The organism is Paenibacillus odorifer (assembly GCF_000758725.1).
GTDB lineage: Bacteria > Bacillota > Bacilli > Paenibacillales > Paenibacillaceae > Paenibacillus_AQ > Paenibacillus_AQ odorifer.
Window position 1 is genome coordinate 3,084,750 of sequence record NZ_CP009428.1, and the last position, 17,608, is coordinate 3,102,357.

20 protein-coding genes are annotated in these 17,608 nt (G+C 41.9%); 16 read left to right on the forward strand and 4 right to left on the reverse strand.

Annotation, left to right across the window (positions count from 1 at the left end; all coding sequences use genetic code 11):
• The first annotated feature begins 10 nt into the window (after window positions 1-10).
• From PODO_RS13350 to PODO_RS13370, 5 genes are all read left to right on the forward strand, one after another.
• Window positions 11-1,000, forward strand: a complete 990-nt coding sequence (locus tag PODO_RS13350) for an ROK family protein (protein WP_038570659.1) — start codon at window positions 11-13, stop codon at window positions 998-1,000.
• A gap of 82 nt (window positions 1,001-1,082) precedes the next feature.
• Window positions 1,083-1,352 (forward strand): PQ-loop domain-containing transporter, encoded by a 270-nt coding sequence (locus tag PODO_RS13355; RefSeq protein ID WP_036686720.1) that lies wholly within the window; start codon window positions 1,083-1,085, stop codon window positions 1,350-1,352.
• Between the two features lie 46 nt (window positions 1,353-1,398).
• Complete coding sequence (locus PODO_RS13360; RefSeq protein WP_038570662.1) at window positions 1,399-2,274, forward strand: serine/threonine protein kinase; 876 nt, start codon at window positions 1,399-1,401, stop codon at window positions 2,272-2,274.
• A gap of 26 nt (window positions 2,275-2,300) precedes the next feature.
• A complete protein-coding gene (locus PODO_RS13365) occupies window positions 2,301-2,741 on the forward strand; it encodes an NUDIX hydrolase (RefSeq protein ID WP_038570665.1) in 441 nt (146 codons plus the stop codon).
• Window positions 2,742-2,805: 64 nt separating this feature from the next.
• Window positions 2,806-3,339: a hypothetical protein gene (locus PODO_RS13370; RefSeq protein WP_038570668.1), complete on the forward strand. Its 534-nt coding sequence runs from the start codon at window positions 2,806-2,808 to the stop codon at window positions 3,337-3,339.
• A 12-nt stretch (window positions 3,340-3,351) separates the two neighbouring features.
• Here the strand turns inward: PODO_RS13370 and PODO_RS13375 are convergent, their stop codons facing one another.
• Entirely contained in the window at window positions 3,352-3,786 is a 435-nt protein-coding gene (locus PODO_RS13375) for a DUF4395 domain-containing protein (protein WP_038570671.1), read from the reverse strand.
• 46 nt (window positions 3,787-3,832) lie between these two features.
• Here PODO_RS13375 and PODO_RS31500 point away from each other — a divergent pair, with 46 nt between their 5' ends.
• The 3 genes from PODO_RS31500 (at window position 3,833) to PODO_RS13385 (ending at window position 7,057) form a co-directional block, all read left to right on the forward strand.
• Window positions 3,833-4,039 carry a hypothetical protein gene (locus PODO_RS31500; protein ID WP_169744769.1) on the forward strand — a complete coding sequence of 69 codons (207 nt, stop codon included), beginning with the start codon at window positions 3,833-3,835 and terminating at the stop codon, window positions 4,037-4,039.
• A 943-nt stretch (window positions 4,040-4,982) separates the two neighbouring features.
• The gene (locus PODO_RS13380) at window positions 4,983-5,552 is read left to right on the forward strand and encodes a TetR/AcrR family transcriptional regulator (RefSeq protein ID WP_036684998.1); all 570 of its coding nucleotides are present in this window, start codon (window positions 4,983-4,985) and stop codon (window positions 5,550-5,552) included.
• Between the two features lie 50 nt (window positions 5,553-5,602).
• Window positions 5,603-7,057, forward strand: coding sequence for a DHA2 family efflux MFS transporter permease subunit (locus tag PODO_RS13385; RefSeq protein WP_036685000.1), 1,455 nt, complete (start codon window positions 5,603-5,605; stop codon window positions 7,055-7,057).
• A 119-nt stretch (window positions 7,058-7,176) separates the two neighbouring features.
• On the opposite strand, the gene PODO_RS13390 is transcribed toward PODO_RS13385, so the two are convergent.
• Entirely contained in the window at window positions 7,177-7,536 is a 360-nt protein-coding gene (locus tag PODO_RS13390; protein ID WP_141240383.1) for a hypothetical protein, read from the reverse strand.
• 208 nt (window positions 7,537-7,744) lie between these two features.
• Window positions 7,745-8,248 carry a hypothetical protein gene (locus PODO_RS13395; RefSeq protein ID WP_218918673.1) on the reverse strand — a complete coding sequence of 168 codons (504 nt, stop codon included), beginning with the start codon at window positions 8,246-8,248 and terminating at the stop codon, window positions 7,745-7,747.
• A gap of 157 nt (window positions 8,249-8,405) precedes the next feature.
• Here PODO_RS13395 and PODO_RS13400 point away from each other — a divergent pair, with 157 nt between their 5' ends.
• The 6 genes from PODO_RS13400 (at window position 8,406) to PODO_RS13425 (ending at window position 14,430) form a co-directional block, all read left to right on the forward strand.
• Window positions 8,406-8,738: a PadR family transcriptional regulator gene (locus PODO_RS13400; protein ID WP_036678319.1), complete on the forward strand. Its 333-nt coding sequence runs from the start codon at window positions 8,406-8,408 to the stop codon at window positions 8,736-8,738.
• Window positions 8,735-10,060 carry an FtsW/RodA/SpoVE family cell cycle protein gene (locus PODO_RS13405; RefSeq protein ID WP_036678316.1) on the forward strand — a complete coding sequence of 442 codons (1,326 nt, stop codon included), beginning with the start codon at window positions 8,735-8,737 and terminating at the stop codon, window positions 10,058-10,060. The genes PODO_RS13400 and PODO_RS13405 overlap by 4 nt, the downstream gene beginning before the upstream one ends.
• A gap of 59 nt (window positions 10,061-10,119) precedes the next feature.
• A complete protein-coding gene (locus tag PODO_RS30035; protein ID WP_052097010.1) occupies window positions 10,120-11,031 on the forward strand; it encodes a hypothetical protein in 912 nt (303 codons plus the stop codon).
• Window positions 11,028-11,810, forward strand: coding sequence for a M15 family metallopeptidase (locus PODO_RS13415; protein ID WP_218918674.1), 783 nt, complete (start codon window positions 11,028-11,030; stop codon window positions 11,808-11,810). The genes PODO_RS30035 and PODO_RS13415 overlap by 4 nt, the downstream gene beginning before the upstream one ends.
• 132 nt (window positions 11,811-11,942) lie before the next feature.
• Window positions 11,943-12,683: a stalk domain-containing protein gene (locus PODO_RS13420; RefSeq protein ID WP_038570677.1), complete on the forward strand. Its 741-nt coding sequence runs from the start codon at window positions 11,943-11,945 to the stop codon at window positions 12,681-12,683.
• 268 nt (window positions 12,684-12,951) lie between these two features.
• Window positions 12,952-14,430 (forward strand): MDR family MFS transporter, encoded by a 1,479-nt coding sequence (locus PODO_RS13425; RefSeq protein ID WP_094901399.1) that lies wholly within the window; start codon window positions 12,952-12,954, stop codon window positions 14,428-14,430.
• A gap of 62 nt (window positions 14,431-14,492) precedes the next feature.
• Here PODO_RS13425 and PODO_RS13430 read toward each other — a convergent pair whose 3' ends face one another.
• Window positions 14,493-15,386, reverse strand: a complete 894-nt coding sequence (locus tag PODO_RS13430; protein ID WP_038570680.1) for a DMT family transporter — start codon at window positions 15,384-15,386, stop codon at window positions 14,493-14,495.
• Between the two features lie 128 nt (window positions 15,387-15,514).
• Here PODO_RS13430 and PODO_RS13435 point away from each other — a divergent pair, with 128 nt between their 5' ends.
• Both PODO_RS13435 and PODO_RS13440 read left to right on the forward strand, forming a co-directional pair.
• A complete protein-coding gene (locus PODO_RS13435; RefSeq protein ID WP_038570683.1) occupies window positions 15,515-16,390 on the forward strand; it encodes a LysR family transcriptional regulator in 876 nt (291 codons plus the stop codon).
• A 355-nt stretch (window positions 16,391-16,745) separates the two neighbouring features.
• Window positions 16,746-17,495: a sulfite exporter TauE/SafE family protein gene (locus PODO_RS13440; RefSeq protein ID WP_038570686.1), complete on the forward strand. Its 750-nt coding sequence runs from the start codon at window positions 16,746-16,748 to the stop codon at window positions 17,493-17,495.
• The last annotated feature ends 113 nt before the right edge of the window (window positions 17,496-17,608 follow it).

Consider the following 17,608-nt stretch of genomic DNA (forward strand, 5'->3'; position numbering starts at 1 on the left):
GGAGGTTTTTATGAAACGGTATATGATAGGGATTGATCTTGGCGGAACCAATATTAAAGCAGGGATTTACGATACTGATTTTATAGCTGTTAAAGAAAGATCTATACCAACAGAGGCTGCTAAGGGCCCAGCCCATGTGTTGGGACGGATTAGAGAAGCCGTACGTTTAATCACGGATGAAGCGAATATTCCATTAGATTTGGTAGAAGGAATGGGAATCGGAGTGCCAGGATTACTTGATCCGGTAGCGGGAATTTCTTTTTTTTCACCGAATTTTCCGGATTGGGAGCATGTGCATGTTGTAGATGAGATGAAAAAATTCTATGACTTTCCTACTTTTATTGATAATGATGTTAGGGTTAATCTTTATGGTGAATGGCAACAAGGTGCAGGAAGAGGGTATAACAATCTGGTTCTGATTACATTGGGAACGGGATTAGGGTCAGGTATCGTGAATGACGGAAAAGTGATCTACGGTACGTCTTATAGCGCTGGTGAAATTGGGCATATGAATATGTACAGGAACGGACGTCCCTGCAAATGTGGAAGCTCCGGTTGTTTAGGGCGATATGTGTCCGCGATTGGCATGGTGAATACTTTTAAAGAGAAGCTGAAAGAAGGACGAACAAGTATTATTCAGACTTGGACTAAGGAACAAGAAGAGCAAATTACCGCGTTAATGATATCTGAAGCTTACGAACTTGGAGACGCTCTCTCTATGGAAGTAATGCAGGAGACTGGAGCTATACTTGGATTTGGATTAGCGAATGTTGTGAATATCCTCAACCCGGATCTTATTATTGTAGGTGGGGGAATGGCAGCGGCGGGAGATAAATTGCTCCAACCCGTAAGAGAGACTGTGCATCAGCATGCGTTGAAGCTATCAAGCATTAAGTGTAAAATTGTTCAAGCAGAGCTTGGGAGTCGGGCAGGAACAATAGGTGCGGCCTCTTATGCGTATAATAAGCTGCAAGATGCAGGAAAATTAAACTTTGGTTAGTGTTATTTGTTTTTTTTACATGAAATGGAACCAGATTGAGCCGCCCGGAATACAACTGTATAAAATCCGTGGAGGTGCTCTTATGTTTGCAATCATGCAATTAATAGGTGGAGTGATTCTTTCTTTGGGATGGATCCCGCAGATTGTTCAAATCCTCAAATCAAAATCCGTAGCCGATTTAAATCTAAAATCGTATTTACTTATGCTGCTCGGGATTAGTCTAATGGAAGCTTATGCGATTAGTTTGGCGGTTACGGGGGTTGGATTAGCTTTTTTGATTACAAATACGATGTCTTTATGTGTTGTATTGCTGGTTATTATTCTAGTGATTAAATATCGAACAAGACAATGAATGAAGCTTATAAATTTAATCTAGATAGTGAATGCAGGAGGTTAATTTGCGCGAAAAAAATTATACATATGAAATCGATGCGGTAACTTTTCAATTGCAGGAAGCCTGTGATTTTGCTTGGTTAACTAAGCTGGGAAAAGTGTTTAAAGTGTTCGATCAGCAAGACTCCGGAAATTTTTCTTTTGGTGTGGAGCAGGATGGAAAGAAGTTTTTTGTGAAATTTGCTGGAGCGAGACCTTTGACTTATGCCGGCAATCCTCAGGATGCTGTTAACCGTTTAATTGAAGCTATTCCGTTATATAACGAACTTAGATCTGATGCACTGATCACGCTACTGTCGCATTATGAGGTTGAGTCAGGGTATGTAGCAGTCTTTGATTGGTTTGCAGGTGAATGTTTACATTCGCATTGGCTATTTGCGGGAGAAGCGAAGCTGAGTCATCCGGAGTCGCCTTTTTTTCGTTATAAGCAATTATCCGTTGAAAAACGTCTGTCTTCATTAAATGTAATCTTTTCGTTTCATGAACATGTTGAGTGTCGAGGGTATGCAGCTGTGGATTTTTATGACGGAAGTATTTTATATGATTTTGTAAACGATGAAACTAAAATTTGTGATATTGATTATTATAGACTAAAGCCTACTGTAAATGATCTGGGAGAGAACTTCTGGGGTTCATCCAGATTCAAGTCACCGGAAGAGTTTAGCTTGGATGCGCCGATTGATGAAGTTACGAATGTATTTAATATGGGCGCCACAGCATTTGTTTTATTAGGAGGAGCATCCGATCGATCGTTTGTAAAATGGGAAACCAGTCAAGCCCTCTACGAGGTAGCTTTACGGGCCGTCAGTGCGGTGAGGGAGCAGCGGTATCGGAATGTAGCAGAATTTAAATTGGCTTGGGATGCGGCAAAAAATGTTTGAGGCTGGTGGGAAGGCGAGGGATATAATTGCAGGTAAACTTTTTTGATTGGGTAAAGGAAAAAGAAGTTGAGCTGAAGTACGTTGTTATTATGGTTAAACACGGTGAAGAATGGATCTTAGCGAGGCACCAGGACCGTTCGACGTGGGAGTTTGCCGGAGGACATATAGAGGTTGGGGAAACCCCGGAGCAGGCTGCTGCCAGAGAATTATATGAAGAAACGGGTGCGGAACAATTCTCACTTTTTCCAATAGCTATTTATAGGGTCACTAGTATCGACGCTCCAGAAAATTATGGTAAGTTATATTTTGCAAATGTGGAACAGTTCGCAGAACTTCCTCCTTATGAGATGGCAGAAATCAGAGGATTTACTGAGATACCAAAAGAGCTGACGTATCCCTTGATATACCCAGCTTTGATTTCAAAAGTTCAGGATTTCATTAACCATTCATCTTCAGCTGTAAGATAAGAATGATAGCCCTGCTGTTGTCACATGATATGATTAATAAATAGAACAAGCAGGAGGGATTTCATTGAAAAGAGACATTCAGCATGTACCCTATGGCTATGAGCAACCAGTTGAGCAACGTAAAGGGACTTTAGTGTTTTACGATTCTTTTGAACATATAACAGATCAAGAGCTTGAAGTGGCGGCAAAAACTGCAGCAGACCGGCGTTTCACTAAACTGGTGTTATATCCACTTCATGAGGAAACGGTGCGACGGATGACCAAAGAGCCGGTGAGTGCTTATTATAAGCGAGAGGACCGGCTGCATGAATGGAAAAGAGAGCAAGGACGTAGCTTTATCACGGTAGAGAGTTTGGAAGGGAAGCGAAAAAAGTATACTCCGCTTGATTCTGCGCTGCGGCATCTTTTGGAGATCTATCCTTCGCCGATTTTTCTGTATTTAACGCCTGAGGTGGCGAATCAGTTTGCGTCTTATTCTTCTTTTGAAGAGTGGATTGTAAAGATTCGGTTATTGTTGCCAGCTGCACCTTCATCACTGCATCCACGGTTACTAAAATTTCGCCATCGCTGGGATGTTGTTGGAGAAGAGAAAGATTAAGAATTAACAAATTTAATTTGTGCTGCTTTGTTTACGTCTGTAATTGTACATTCTCCATTGATAATGGATAAAACATCCGATACAAAAACCAAAAATCGCCACAGTGGCAGCCACTGCAACGAGCGCTGTGAAAATGTAAGCTGCGATCGTCCAGCCAACGATGAAGCTGATCAGACCCCCTGCGAGGCAGAAGACAGCTATGCTTTGATTAAACTGTTGTTGTGACCAGTCTTCGAGTACATAGTGGGAACGCTCTTTTGTCAGAAACCTGGCAGCTAGCTTAATGATGGGATTATAACCGAACAAAAGACCGAGCAATCCGGCAAACAAGGGCAGCGCTAGTATCCAGTGTTGTCCTGTTAGCCATGTTAATATTACAGAAATGACGATAAACGCCTGATTAGTTTTTACTAATGGCCGGGCGATTCCTTTGGGCACATTTTGCATTTTATTCACACCTTTCTCATTGGAATAATTATAGTATACGCTGGGATTGGGGGAATGGGAAGTAGATAATTTCGTGCGAGAGTGGATTATCGAGGGATGGAGAAGGTATGGAGATGGCTGGAAGCGGATGGGGAAGATGGGGCGGATGGAGGTAGGTGGAGCAGATGGAGCGAATGGGGGCAGATGGAGCAGATGGAGCAGATGGAGTAAATGGAGTAAATGGGCTGGATGGAGGCAGGTGGTAATTTATTGAGAAAATACAGATGGACATTAATAGCATCCCACCCACCTAGCATGTTACGTCCTCATCTCCTCTCGACAGCACATTGGACCTTCTCTCCTTTACCGCATCTGGTTCACTCCATTTCCTTCAGTCCAACTGATCCACTCCATCTGATCCACTCCATCTGATCCACTCCATCTCCTTCACTCCATCGGACTCCAGAGTCCTTATTTGCTCGAAAAGTAACCTTTTGAATGATTAACGGACCCCAATGCAGCTATGAGCACAAAAAGGAATGAAAACAGCCCGGTTTGAGTGGAATAGCGACGGTGAGGTCCGAAAATGTGTCCAAAAGCCTGATTTAGCGCAAATAGCTGCATCTGAGTCCGATAGAAATGTTAGCTTGAGAGCAAAGTGTAGTACATGGAAAACAAAAGTGTGGGAGTAAGTGCGAAGCAAGGGAGTACACGGACAAATGCATGCGCGGAAATAGTGTGGGACAAGTGTAAGAACTAACGAAGCTAATAGCTCGATGAGAAGTAAATGTGATGTAGAAGGATGCTCGAAGTTAGGAGCCATCGGACCCCAGAGTCCTTATTTGCTCGAAAAGTAACCTTTTGAAAGATTAACGGACCCCAATGCAACTATGAGCACAAAAAGGGAGGAAATCAGCTCCCTATGAGCGGAATAGCGTCGCTCAGGTCCGAAAATGTGTCCAAAAGCCCGTTTTAGCACAAATAGCTGCATCTGAGTCCGATAGGGAGGATGGAGCTAAACCAACCCAACCCAACCCAACCCAACCCAACCCAACCCAACCCAACCCAACCCAACCCAACCCAACCCAACCCAACCCAACCTCCACGATCTTCCACCAAAATTACTTTGAATTTAAGTAATTTATGTGTTGACATATCTCTTTAAAATATGGTTTTATTATGTAGACCAATTGTTATAATGCAAAGGAAGTGTCAGCTTGTCGAACAAGCCGAATACGCGTGAGGCGATTTTGGACACAGCTTCGAAATTGTTTTTTTCTCAGGGATATCATGCAACAGGACTGAATCAGATTATTAAAGACAGCGACTCGCCGAAGGGATCTCTTTATTACTACTTTCCCCACGGCAAAGAAGAACTGGCTTTAACATGTATTAACCGGACTAGTGAAGTTGTCGCTCAGAAGCTTAGACATCATATGGAGAACAGCAAGAGTGCGTCTGAGGCAATGGAGGATTTCATTCTAGGAATGGCTAAAGATGCAGTGGAATCCTCATACGAGGGGATAGTTCCGTTTAGTTTTTGGTTGGCGGCGGAAACATCCTGTATTAGTGAAGAGCTGCGGACAGCATGTAAATCTGTGTTTATGGACTTGCAGGATGTGATCAAGAAACGTCTTTTGTATGAAGGCGTAGAGAACAAGCCCGCGGCCGATAAGGCTTCAGTGGTAATCTCTTTATTTGAAGGGGCGCTTCTCCAGACGCTGACTTTTCGGGATGAACAACCGCTTCTCGCGGCGGCAAAGATTATCCCAGCAATACTTGGTTAGATACAGACAAATAGACAAGATTATCAGGAGGATTAAGGGTGGAAGCAACTATGCAAGGGAATCAACAAAAAGAGGTCAAGAAGTTTAAGACTATTCCGATTCTTGTCTCTTTATTACTAGCAGGTTTTATCGGAATGTTCAGTGAAACGGCATTAAATGTTGCTTTAAGCGATCTAATGAATGTCCTACAAATTACCCCAGCAACAGCACAATGGTTGACAACAGCTTATCTGCTTACACTGGGTATATTAGTACCAATTTCGGGGATGCTGCTTCAATGGTTCTCGACGAGACAGCTGTTTATAGCGGCTTTATGTTTTTCAATCCTAGGAACATTCCTAGCAGCAGTCTCACCTAACTTTGAGTTCTTACTTACAGCAAGAGTGGTTCAAGCTATGGGAACAGCTCTTCTGTTGCCACTGATGTTTAATACAATCCTTATCATCATTGCTCCTGAAAAACGGGGGGCTGCAATGGGGATGATCGGACTGGTTATCATGGTTGCTCCGGCGATTGGACCTACCATTGCTGGACTTCTAATTGAAAGCCTCAGCTGGCACTGGATTTTCTGGTTGTCATTGCCATTCTTAGTGATTGCATTGATATTTGGGATTCTGTTCATGCAGAATGTAACAAAGGTGACGAAACCGAAAATTGATATCCTCTCCATTGTGTTATCTTCACTCGGGTTTGGCGGTATCGTGTTTGGTTTCAGCAGCGCGGGTGAAGAAGCGGGCTGGGGAAGTCCGAAAGTGATCATTGCGATCATCGTAGGTGTAGTAGCATTGTTATTGTTTGGACTTCGTCAAATGAAGATGAAGGAGCCAATGATTAATCTGCGTGCTTTTAAATATCCAATGTTCGCTATTGGTGTAGCTATGGTATTTATCTGTATGATGGTTATTCTGTCCTCCATGCTGATTCTTCCGATGTACCTTCAACAAGGACAAGGTTATACAGCTTTCAAAGCGGGTCTATTGCTGCTTCCAGGCGGAATTATAAACGGATTGATGTCCCCAATTATGGGTCGTATGTTTGATAAATACGGTCCGAAATGGCTCGTTATTCCAGGTCTGATTATTGCAGCGGTAGCCTTGTGGTTCTTCTCCAGTATTAGTGTAGCTTCTACGGTTGTGTTCGTAATCGTACTTCACAGTACGCTTATGATTGGTATTTCGATGGTATTTATGCCGGCACAAACAAATGGTATTAACCAGTTACCGCTAGAGCTATATCCAGATGGTACAGCTATCATGAATACACTGCAGCAGGTTGCTGGTGCAATTGGTACTGCATTAGCAGTCAGCATTATGTCCGCGGGTTCAAAAAGCTATATGAAAACTGTAGAGAACCCAGCAGATCCAGCTAATATGTTACCTGCGTTCACGAACGGTGTACAAAATGCTTTTATTTTCGGAATGAGTATGGCGATTGTAGGACTAATTCTTGCTTTCTTCATAAAAAGAGTAGTTGTTAATCATAAAATGAATACTCCAATGCATTAATAATTAGAGGAATTCGATTAAAAGGAGTGCTAACTGGCAACAGTTCTAGCACTCCTTTTTTGTCGTCAATCATTGTGTCCATTCCATCATATATACTCGTTTTAATTCCACGTTAAGGATCACGATACAGTAGCTATCATCATCTTTTTCTTATAGTAATACAATCCACTTTCTTCGAGTTCTATAAGGTTCGCCCAAAATAATTTTTCGTATTTTTCTTTTTCATTTGGATAAATGGCTATCACGGAATCTTTGAAACTTGATATTCTCTCTTTTAAGGGGTCAATGGATTCAACATTGAGGGGATGCCAAAATGCTGCGTTTTTGATTTCTTTGAATTGCTTATCGTTATAATCTAATACGTAATAGCTTTCGCCATCCCCATGGAAACTGGGTGGACTTTCAAATATCACTTTTGACTCTGTAGGTTTAGAGATCGCTATTCCCCAATTTATCTTCCACGCCTCATAATAGGTCAAAGAATTGTTATGGAGCATATATCCAACGAAAATAACTATGAAAAGAACGAAAAACTCCAGATGGCTATTGTTGTTTTTTGCATGGTAGATCTCCTCAAAATGTCGCTTGTATTACCATTATTATACATGTGAGAGTTGGGAATAGGGAGGGAGTAAGGGGGGGAATAAGAGGAACTTTACATACATAGATTTACGATGTATAGTTGTCCTAGGTATAAAAGGATAAATAATATTCATGTATACAGATATTAGTCATTGGACGAAGAAGCAAATCAACGGTATAAATCCCGTAGAATGAGCCGAATCCGGACGGAGGAAGCAAATCAACGGTATAAATCCCGTAGAATGAGCCCACGCCGGCCCGGGGGTGCAAATCAACGGTATAAATCCCGTAGAATGAGCCGAATCCGGACGGAGGAAGCAAATCAACGGTATAAATCCCGTAGAATGAGCCGAATCCGGACCGAGGAAGCAAATCAACGGTATAAATCCCGTAGATTAAGTCCACGCCGGCCCGGGGGTGCAAATCAACGGTATAAATCCCGTAGAATGAGCCGAATCCGGACCGAGGAAGCAAATCAACGGTATAAATCCCGTAGATTAAGCCCACGCCGGCCCGGGGGTGCAAATCAACGGTATAAATCCCGTAGATTAAGCCCACGCCGGCCCAGGGGTGCAAATCAACGGTATAAATCCCGTAGATTAAGCCCACGCCGGCCCGGGGGTGCAAATCAACGGTATAAATCCCGTAGAATGAGCCGAATCCGGTCCAAGGATGAAGATCAACTACTATGATGAGTGAAATTTGTTTAGTGGATCAGATACATCCACGCCAATTGTAAAGTTTAGAATTTAGGAGGTGTTAGCCGTTGAAAGTAAGTAAAGAGATGCTGAAGGGCAGTACGGGTACTTTGATTCTGACTCTTTTACTGGAGAAGCCATTATATGGTTATGAGTTAATCAAAGAGCTGGAGCTGAGATCTCAGGGTGTTTTTTCATTAAAAGAAGGAACCTTGTATCCGATTCTGCATGCGATGGAAAGTGAGCGCTGGGTGGAGGCTTACTGGATGGAGGTAGAAGGAAGGAAGCGTAAGTACTATAGAATCCTGGATGAAGGTAAAGAGAAACTCAAGGAGAAAAAAGCAGAATGGGTTATGTTCAAAGGTGCAGTTGACTCCGTTCTGGGAGAGGGTGGTGTATGATGAAAGAGAGGCAGCAGCAATTTTTGGATGTAGTGTGTGCAGAGATTAAAGCGAAAAAAACTCATCCAGAGATACGTCAAGAATTAGCTAGTCATCTAGAAGATTTAATTTGTGAAAAAGAAGCCGACGGTGTATCACGGGAAGAAGCCATAGCTTGGGCGATCGAACAAATGGGGAGCCCGCAAACGTTAGGGAAGGAACTTCATCTAATACATAAACCACATGTACCTTGGGGATTGTTTGGAGTTGTAGCTTTGTTATCCGCGATCAGTCTGATCGGAATGAGTTCTGTGGATGTAGGCTACAGTGATATCGTTAAGGGTTCTTTTTTGGATAATGCGTTTAGACGCCAAGCGATAAATATACTCATTGGAATTGTATTGATGTTTGGATTGTATTTTATCGATTTCAGAAAGCTGAAAAGTTTCTCGTGGGTATTATACGGAACATCAATAGCCGGAATTCTGTCGAGTATATTCTGGGGGATAACAATAAATGGAGTGAATTATGGTCCTAGGATTTTTTTGATCTTACCTGATATGACATCCTATCGTCCTTATGTATTGATAGTCGCGTTAGCAGGGATTTTAGTGAATCGTAAGGAATCGGCTAAAAAGAAAACTTGGCGGAGTGGTTTGTTCAACATAAGCATTCTCTTAGCACCTGCCTTGCTTCTTATCTCTTTAAACTCTCTTCCAGAGCTTGTGGTGTATCTAATTTCTTCATTAGTATTATATGTATGGATTACTCGCGATTGGATAAAGAGTGTAGTATTATTAGGGTTCTTTGTAATAGTTGGACTAATGTTCATCTTCAATAGCGACTACCTGATGGTCAGAATCATTAGTGCTATAAATCCCTCTTTAGATCCAGACGGTTATGGCTATATATACCAAGTAATGCGTGAAGTTATTAGTTCAGCGGGTTGGTGGGGGCACGGATTCGGAGCAGTAGAACAAAAGCTGCCGTATGTCTACTCAGATATGTTGCCTGTCTATCTTATTCATTGTTTTGGTTGGGCGGGGGCACTGCTTTTGCTGGCAGTTATCTCCTGGTTCTTCATCAAGCTTCTATCTACGATACGAGCGATTCGTGAGCCCTATGGACAAGCTCTAGTGTTGGGTTTGGCATTTTTGCTAGCGATAAGACTAACCTATGGTCTTGCTATTTTGAGCGGTGGAATGATGCTGACTTCTATCCCGTTCCCTTTCCTGAGCTATGGGAGTCATGTGTGGTTTGAATATGCGGCTATTGGACTTCTGATGGGTATTTATCGTAGGAAGGACATTGGAGGCGTCCAGAATAATACCGTACTAAGTTAGATTCAGGATCCTCTCGTATGTCTAATTATTAAGTATGAATACTTAAGGGAGGTCTTTTAATGGGATGGAAAAAAACAGGCTTGTTAAGTGTTGCCTTTGCCCTAGGCTCTATGGGAGGGTTTGGGAGTATACATACAACAGATACTGTAGCTGCCGCAACTGTGAAAGAATCTGCAAAAGTCTATAATCAATTCCAGCAATATGTACAGAAGCCGGCATCTCTGGCTAACGCCCGGAATTATTTGATTAACCATATCAAAGAAGTGGATACCTGGACAGCAACTCAGATGACACTCCAGCTCGAAAATGCACAGAAGGCATATTTACCTGTGTACTCTGAGAAGGTTTTTCCGGAGAATGTTCAGAAAGAGATAAATAATGCTTTTTCCAAAAGCAAAAATCTAACCTACAGCACACTCCTTAATGCGATCAAAGATGCTAATGTGCGCAATATGTTAATTGAAGGACGGGATAAGGGATATAAGCTGGAGACTAGTGAGGGCATGTACTATCCAGTGATGCATTATGAGGGCTTCAAAAGCTTTAAGCCGTATGTCACGAAGGACATCGCAGCTTACATTGACATCATGGCCACTGAATCGAATCAACCAAGTGTATTTGATGCAGCTATTGTGATTAGTTGGACAGAGTTAACGAACAGGGCGCTTGCACTGGAGGATTTTGTGACGAAATATCCAGCTTCCAATCGGTCAACCGTTCTTCAAAAAGAGCTGCTCAATGCAACTTCACGCTTATTATATGGATCAAGCAACACACCAGCTTATGACTATGATGAGCAAGTAATCAAACCTGAAGTGAAAAAGGCGTATGAGAATGCATTAAAAGGAAACAAAGGCGACACCAGAATCCTAATGATTTTAGAAAAACTACTACAGTTACTTGATTCCACGAATAATAAACTCACACCTGAAGTGGAAAAATTTCTGAATCAAACGGTTAATTCGAAATGAAGAGGCGGGATCCTTTTAGAACCGGATTTAGAGGAACAAAAATCATAGTTTTCGCATTTGTGCTGTTGTTATGGACAAACACTATTGTTATGGGCAGCGCAGATGCAGCTTACGTTGGCTCATCTACAGACAATGTACTGCAGCAAATGCAGCTGGAGAAGAAAAACAGCCTGCCGCAAGGATTTGTCTATTTGGATGAAGTAATTCCTACTGCTCAATTTGAGATTCGTTATTACGGAGACAATAATTTTGTAGGGAAGCGGATTGATGGATATAAAGCGCCTTTAGCGATCTTTTCACAGACTGCAGCTACAGCCTTGAAGGCAGTAAGTGAGGATTTAGCCAAAAAAGGATATATCCTAAAAATCTATGATGCTTATCGTCCGCAGACCGCGGTGAATCATTTTGTAAGATGGTCACAGAATTCCGCGGATACTAAGATGAAGCAGCAATATTACCCGCTACTGGATAAACGTAATTTATTCAAACTCGGATTTATAGCGAAAAAATCAGGACATTCCCGTGGCAGTACCATCGATTTAACGATCGTCAATAAAGAGACCGGTGTAGATGTAGATATGGGCAGCCCGTTTGATTTTTTCGGAGATATCTCTTTTTATGATACATCGTTAATCACCAAGACTCAGAAAGCAAATCGCGCAATTCTCAAAGAGGTTATGGTGAAGCAAGGCTTTAAACCTTATAGTAAGGAATGGTGGCATTTTACGCTGATAAAAGAACCTTTTCCTAAGCAGTATTTTGACTTCAAAGTGGAATAGTTATTTAAAAGAAGCGGCCCAACATAATGTTGAACGGCTTCTTTTTTTTGCTTGTCTTGATTATCATTAGGATTAGCACATGCTGGAAACGCACATAATACTTGTAATAGATAAAAGGGAGGTTTCGAACGGATGATCAAAATGGCAGCGGTTGTTGTGTTAGGTGTTCTATTTTTAACTAATGGATTTGGTGGATTTGCCGCTCCAACAGTATGGGCAGACTCCGGCCAGGTTAGCGTAATTTTGAATGGGAAAGTACTGGATACTGATCCCCATTCAGCCTTCAACAAGGGTTCCACAGTCATGATTCCGCTCAGAGAGGCTTCTAATGCATTGAAATATAAAACAACATATCAAAAAAGTTCGGAAACTATAACACTAACAAGGATAAATGAAATAATTAAATGGAAGCTTAACGAACATTTGGTTAGCATCAATGATGCACAAGAGTTGTTTTTTAAAGATGATATCGAATTCAGAGAGGATCATATCTACGTTCCAATCTCTTTTTTTAAGACTATTGGTTTAGTAACCATATATGATGGTGATTCCAATCAAGTTGAAGTGTATACCCCTGAAGTGACAGCGAGCGTTATAGCGGGGTTACTGGTCGGCGGTAAATATAATGAATTATCGGAGCGATATCATTATGATGTGGTCGTAAATAAGCCGAGCTTAAATGGATTACTGGAAGACTGGAAGCAAATTACGGTAAAAGCCGGGAATTATCATGGGATTAAATCTACAAAAAGTAGCTATAACGAGGATCAATTTTCTATTCGCTGTGTATTGGATTTTGCAGAGATAGAGATTCCACTTGAAATTATATTGAACACATCGGGCAAAATTATAGAATTAAGAGAGACGCTCTAATCGGAAAATGATTCCATGATGACTATGCACATTTCCCAAGCGAGAAGATTTAAGGGGATTATGCATAGTCTTTTTGCTGTTCTAATATACATTTCAAGATAATTTCTGAAGGGTATCGTAAACTCGATGTGTTTTTAATGGGAAAAATGGTTTTATTTGTTGACTTCGAGATTCATCGAATGTAAATTAAAATTTGAAATAATCAATAAAGCATTTAATTAAATTAGAGAAATGAGTGGAGTACTGGATGACAAAAACTATGACTGGAATGAGTACTGCAGAAGATCAACCCTTTTCGTTAAAAGCAATCATCCCCCCGCTTCTTGCTATTATTGTCGGTATGATTATGGTTATTCTGGATGGTACTGTTGTGAATGTGGCCGTTCCCAAGCTGGTTAATTATTTTGCTTCCGATCTCAAAACGATTCAGTGGGCGATTACGGGTTATACTTTAGCTTTAGCGGCTGTAATCCCACTCGCGGGCTGGATGACCGATCGTTTTGGATCGAAACAAGTTTTTCTGGCAACTCTTACGATGTTTATTCTTGGCTCTATGTTATGTTCGGTTGCACAAAGCTCATCTCAGCTCATTATTTTTCGAGTCATTCAAGGTCTTGGCGGGGGGATGGTTGCTCCCATTGGGATGGCGATGGTTTTTAAATTAGCTCCAGTAGAACGTCGAGGTTCTATTATGGGGATGCTTGGTATTCCAATGCTCTTAGCTCCGGCACTCGGTCCAGTCTTATCCGGTTGGCTGGTGGAGTACGTAAGCTGGCACTGGATCTTTCTGATTAATGTACCTATTGGAATCGTTGGCATTATTCTTGGTGTTAAATATTTGCCGAAGTCTGAAAAAAAGAGCAAAGGCAAACTCGATATCCTAGGCATTATCCTTGCCCCAATTGCCTTCTCTATGTTGGCTTATGGGGTGAATGAAGGCGGTGGAACAAGCTGGTCGTCTACTCCCGCTATCGTTGGCTTATCTGTTGGAGGGGTTGCATTGATCCTTCTTGTCATTGTGGAGCTGCTTCACAAAAATCCGCTTTTACAACTGCGAGTTTTCCGTTCGTCGGATTTCACTAGGGGTATTATTTTAACTTGGGTTATGCAAGCTGCTTTGTTTGGGTCCATGTTATTTGTGCCCCTTTACCTGCAGCAGATTCGAAGCTATACCCCGCTGGAAACCGGTCTGATTCTACTTCCGCAGGCTTTAGCTTCAGCAATCGGAATGCCGATTGGCGGTAGGTTGTTTGATAAGATCGGGGCTCGTCCGCTGGCGTTTGTTGGACTTAGTATCATTACGGTCACCTTGTTCCTGTTATCCGGAATTAGTGTTACAACAAATTTATCGTTAATTATGACATACCTGGGTTTCTTAGGTTTTGGTATGGGTCTAACGATGATGCCTTTGAATACTCATGTCTTGAATGCTGCTCCACGTGAATGGGTGGGAAGTGTAACTTCACTTACTGCTGCTGCTCAACAAGTCGTTGTTTCATTTGCTATAGCTGGAATGACAGGTTACCTGACTAGTCAGATCGCTGTTCATATGGGAGCACTGAAAGCGGGAAGTAATCCTTTGACAGCCGCAGTTAGTGGTTTTGATGATGTGTTCTTCCTGTCTGGCTGCATAGGTGTGGTAGGTGTATTAATGAGTATTATTTTGCGCAAGCCTAAGCTTTCCGCTGGCGATCCTTCCTCTGGAGAGGGACAGAAGGCAGATGCGGCGATGATGATGGGGCATTAATTGAACCAATAAACATAGAAAAGGCGTCGTTCAGCTTGTATAGTTGAACGACGCCTTTATTGTTATAAATGCTCTGGTTTCTTCTGAGCCCACGATGCGGGGAGTGTTGCTTTACCAAGCAATTCAGAAGCCACGATTCCGAGCAGAACAAGCGCTGCGCCAGCATAACCCTGCATCGATAACTTCTCAGCAGCGAACCAATAACCAAACATCGCAGCGAAGACCGGCTCAAGGGAGAAGATTAGTCCGGTGCGGGTCGGTGAAGTATATTTTTGAGCAATAGGTTGCAGGATGAAGCCACAGGCACTGCATAAGATACCAAGCGCAAGAATTGCAGTCCAACCTGGCAAAGTAGACGGTAGCGCAGGTGTCTCGAAGAGTGCGGACAACACTAAGGCCAACCCTCCGGCAAATCCTAACTGCAAGATTCCGATATTCAGGGAATCACATTCTTTTACCGCCTTGCCTGTAAATAAGATCTGTACCGCATAGAACACTGCCGAAAGGATACACAGGAAATCACCCGGCTGAATAGTTAAGGTTGCATTTAAGGTAAGGAGTCCAATCCCGGCTATGGCGAGGATGGAGCCGAACACTTGTGGAGGTGCAACTCTTTTTTTGAAAATAACTCGATCCAAGATCGGTACAAAAATAACCGTCAACGCAACTAGAAATCCTGCGTTTGAGGTGGTGGTTGTTTGAAGTCCGAAGGTTATACATGTGAATACGCCGAGCAGGAGGAATCCGAGTAGGGCGCCATATTTTAATGTTTTGATGTCTACTTGTCTTAATCGTTTGTGGAATATCATAACGGCTAATATAAAAGCAAGTCCGAAGCGCAGTGCAATCAGATTGAATTCGCCTAACGTACCTAACCCCATTTTCATAAATATGTAGGAGGAGCCCCAAAATAATGTTACAACTAACAGCAGCAGCTCAGCTTTGAGCGGTTTCATCTCTTCATCCATCCTTCTTCATTTTCAACTCAATATAGTATAATACGGCTCTATACATAAGGTAACTGAATGTTTATCATAGAATACATGAGTAAAACTTATGCAATTTATAAGGGTGGGAACAGAGGTTGAGCATTAATAAATATGAGATTTTTCTGAAAGTTGTGGAGCTAGGCAGCTTAACAAAAGCAGCAGATGTACTGGGTTTTACGCAATCCGGAATTAGTCACACCATTAGCAGCTTGGAGATGGAGTTTGGGTTCGCGTTATTAATTAGAAATAGATCCGGTGTGAAATTGACGGTAAACGGAGAACAAGTTCTGCAGCCTATCCGTGAAATCTTGAAGTGGAACGAGAAATTGAAGCAGGAGGTAGCGGACATCCACGGGCTAGAGATTGGCACGATTACCATCGGTACGTTCACCAGTGTGTCTGTGCATTGGCTGCCAGGGATGATTAAGCAATTTCGCAGTGAATACCCTTATATAGAAATCAAGCTGATGGAAGGCGGTTATTTGGAGGTTGAGCAATGGATAGAGGCTGGAGTCGTAGACTGCGGTTTTATTTCACTGCCTACACGTGAGAAGTTTGATGTAATTCCTTTAAAAAAAGACCGGATGTTAGGGATTGTATCTAAAGAGAATCCGCTAAGCACGGAGCCCTTTCTTTCCTTATCGCAAATTGCTAAGGAGGATTTCATTATCCCGAAAGCAGGTTCGGATTATGATGTTAGACGTGTGCTGGATAAGGCGGGGATTAAACCAAATGTTAAATTCTCTGCGGGTGATGACTATGCCATTATGTCTATGGTGGAGAAGGGGCTTGGGATTAGTATTTTGCCAGAGCTTGTCTTAACCCGGCAAAATTATAATGTAGCCATGTTAGAATTAGAGGAACGAAGTTTCAGATCGTTAGGAATTGCTGTCCACTCTATGAAATACGCTTCTCCCGTCACCAAAAAATTTCTAAAGCATGTGCAAGTGTGGCTGAAAGATAACGCCTAAATAAATACGTCAAAAAATAAGAAACTGATACCTCATCAACGTTAGGGGAATCAGTTTTTTTTTAGATACTTAGTTGTTTTTTAGAAAAAGGGAAATACACACTGGCCTCTGTAATCGATTTTAAAGGTTTTTCATTAAATATATGTATATCTCCATTATTGCGTAGTTATAACGGCAATGTGATGGATTCTAGGGATGTTAAAATGCGCGTTTGTTCTCTAGCGATATCTGTTTTTTAGCGAATGATATGTTATAATTAGAAGAGTGGGAAAAAGAAATGTATTCCAGATGATCTGTCTATGTGATGATTTTATACACAATTACGGATGGATGAAATTAGGAGGGGGATAAACGATTGTCCGTTACAATTATTACACTAGTCGTATTAGCAGTATTTATAGGTGCCTTGATGAGAACCATGTTTGGTTTTGGTGAAGCGATTGTGAGCATGCCACTGCTTGCACTGCTCCCGGTTCCTATACATACCTCAGTTTCTTTGATTGGATTGGCAGGCCTCACGGTTGCCTCACTTACAGTTGTGAGTGGGTGGCGGCATATAGAACGACCTATTCTGATTCGATTAGCACTCTCAACTGTGATAGGAATTCCTGTAGGACTAGTCATGCTTTATTTAGCACCTGCAAGTGTAATTATGACTGGACTTGGTATATTTTTGATTGTTTATGGAGTTTATTCAGTGATTAAGAAGAGAATAGTTAAGACGATCGATCATCCCTTGCTTAAGGCAAAAGGCTGGGTGTATCCCTTCGGATTCGCTTCGGGTGTACTTGGCGGTGCTTATAACTTTAATGGTGTCCCGGTCGTGATCTATGGTACTTTACGACAGTGGAATCCTGATCGCTTTCGGGGTACGTTGCAAGCTCATTTTCTTATTTCTGGTGTACTCGTTGTAACTGGTCATGCTATCGGGGGATTGTGGACTGCGGATGCTCTTGTTCTTTATGGATATTCTATTCCAGCAATTATCTTAGCTACAGTGCTTGGTGTATATGTGAATAAACGTATTCCTGCTAAGAAATTTGAGAGTTACTTATTTCTGATTATCATTTTACTTGGTGTCCTATTGCTAGTACCTCGCGGATAGTTGAAAAGAAATAGAAAGACGTTCTTCTCCTTAGTGTATATGAACGTCTTTTAAATTTATCCAATCTTAGGGTTGACGAAGAGCCTTGTTCATGAGAAAATGTACGCGCGTAC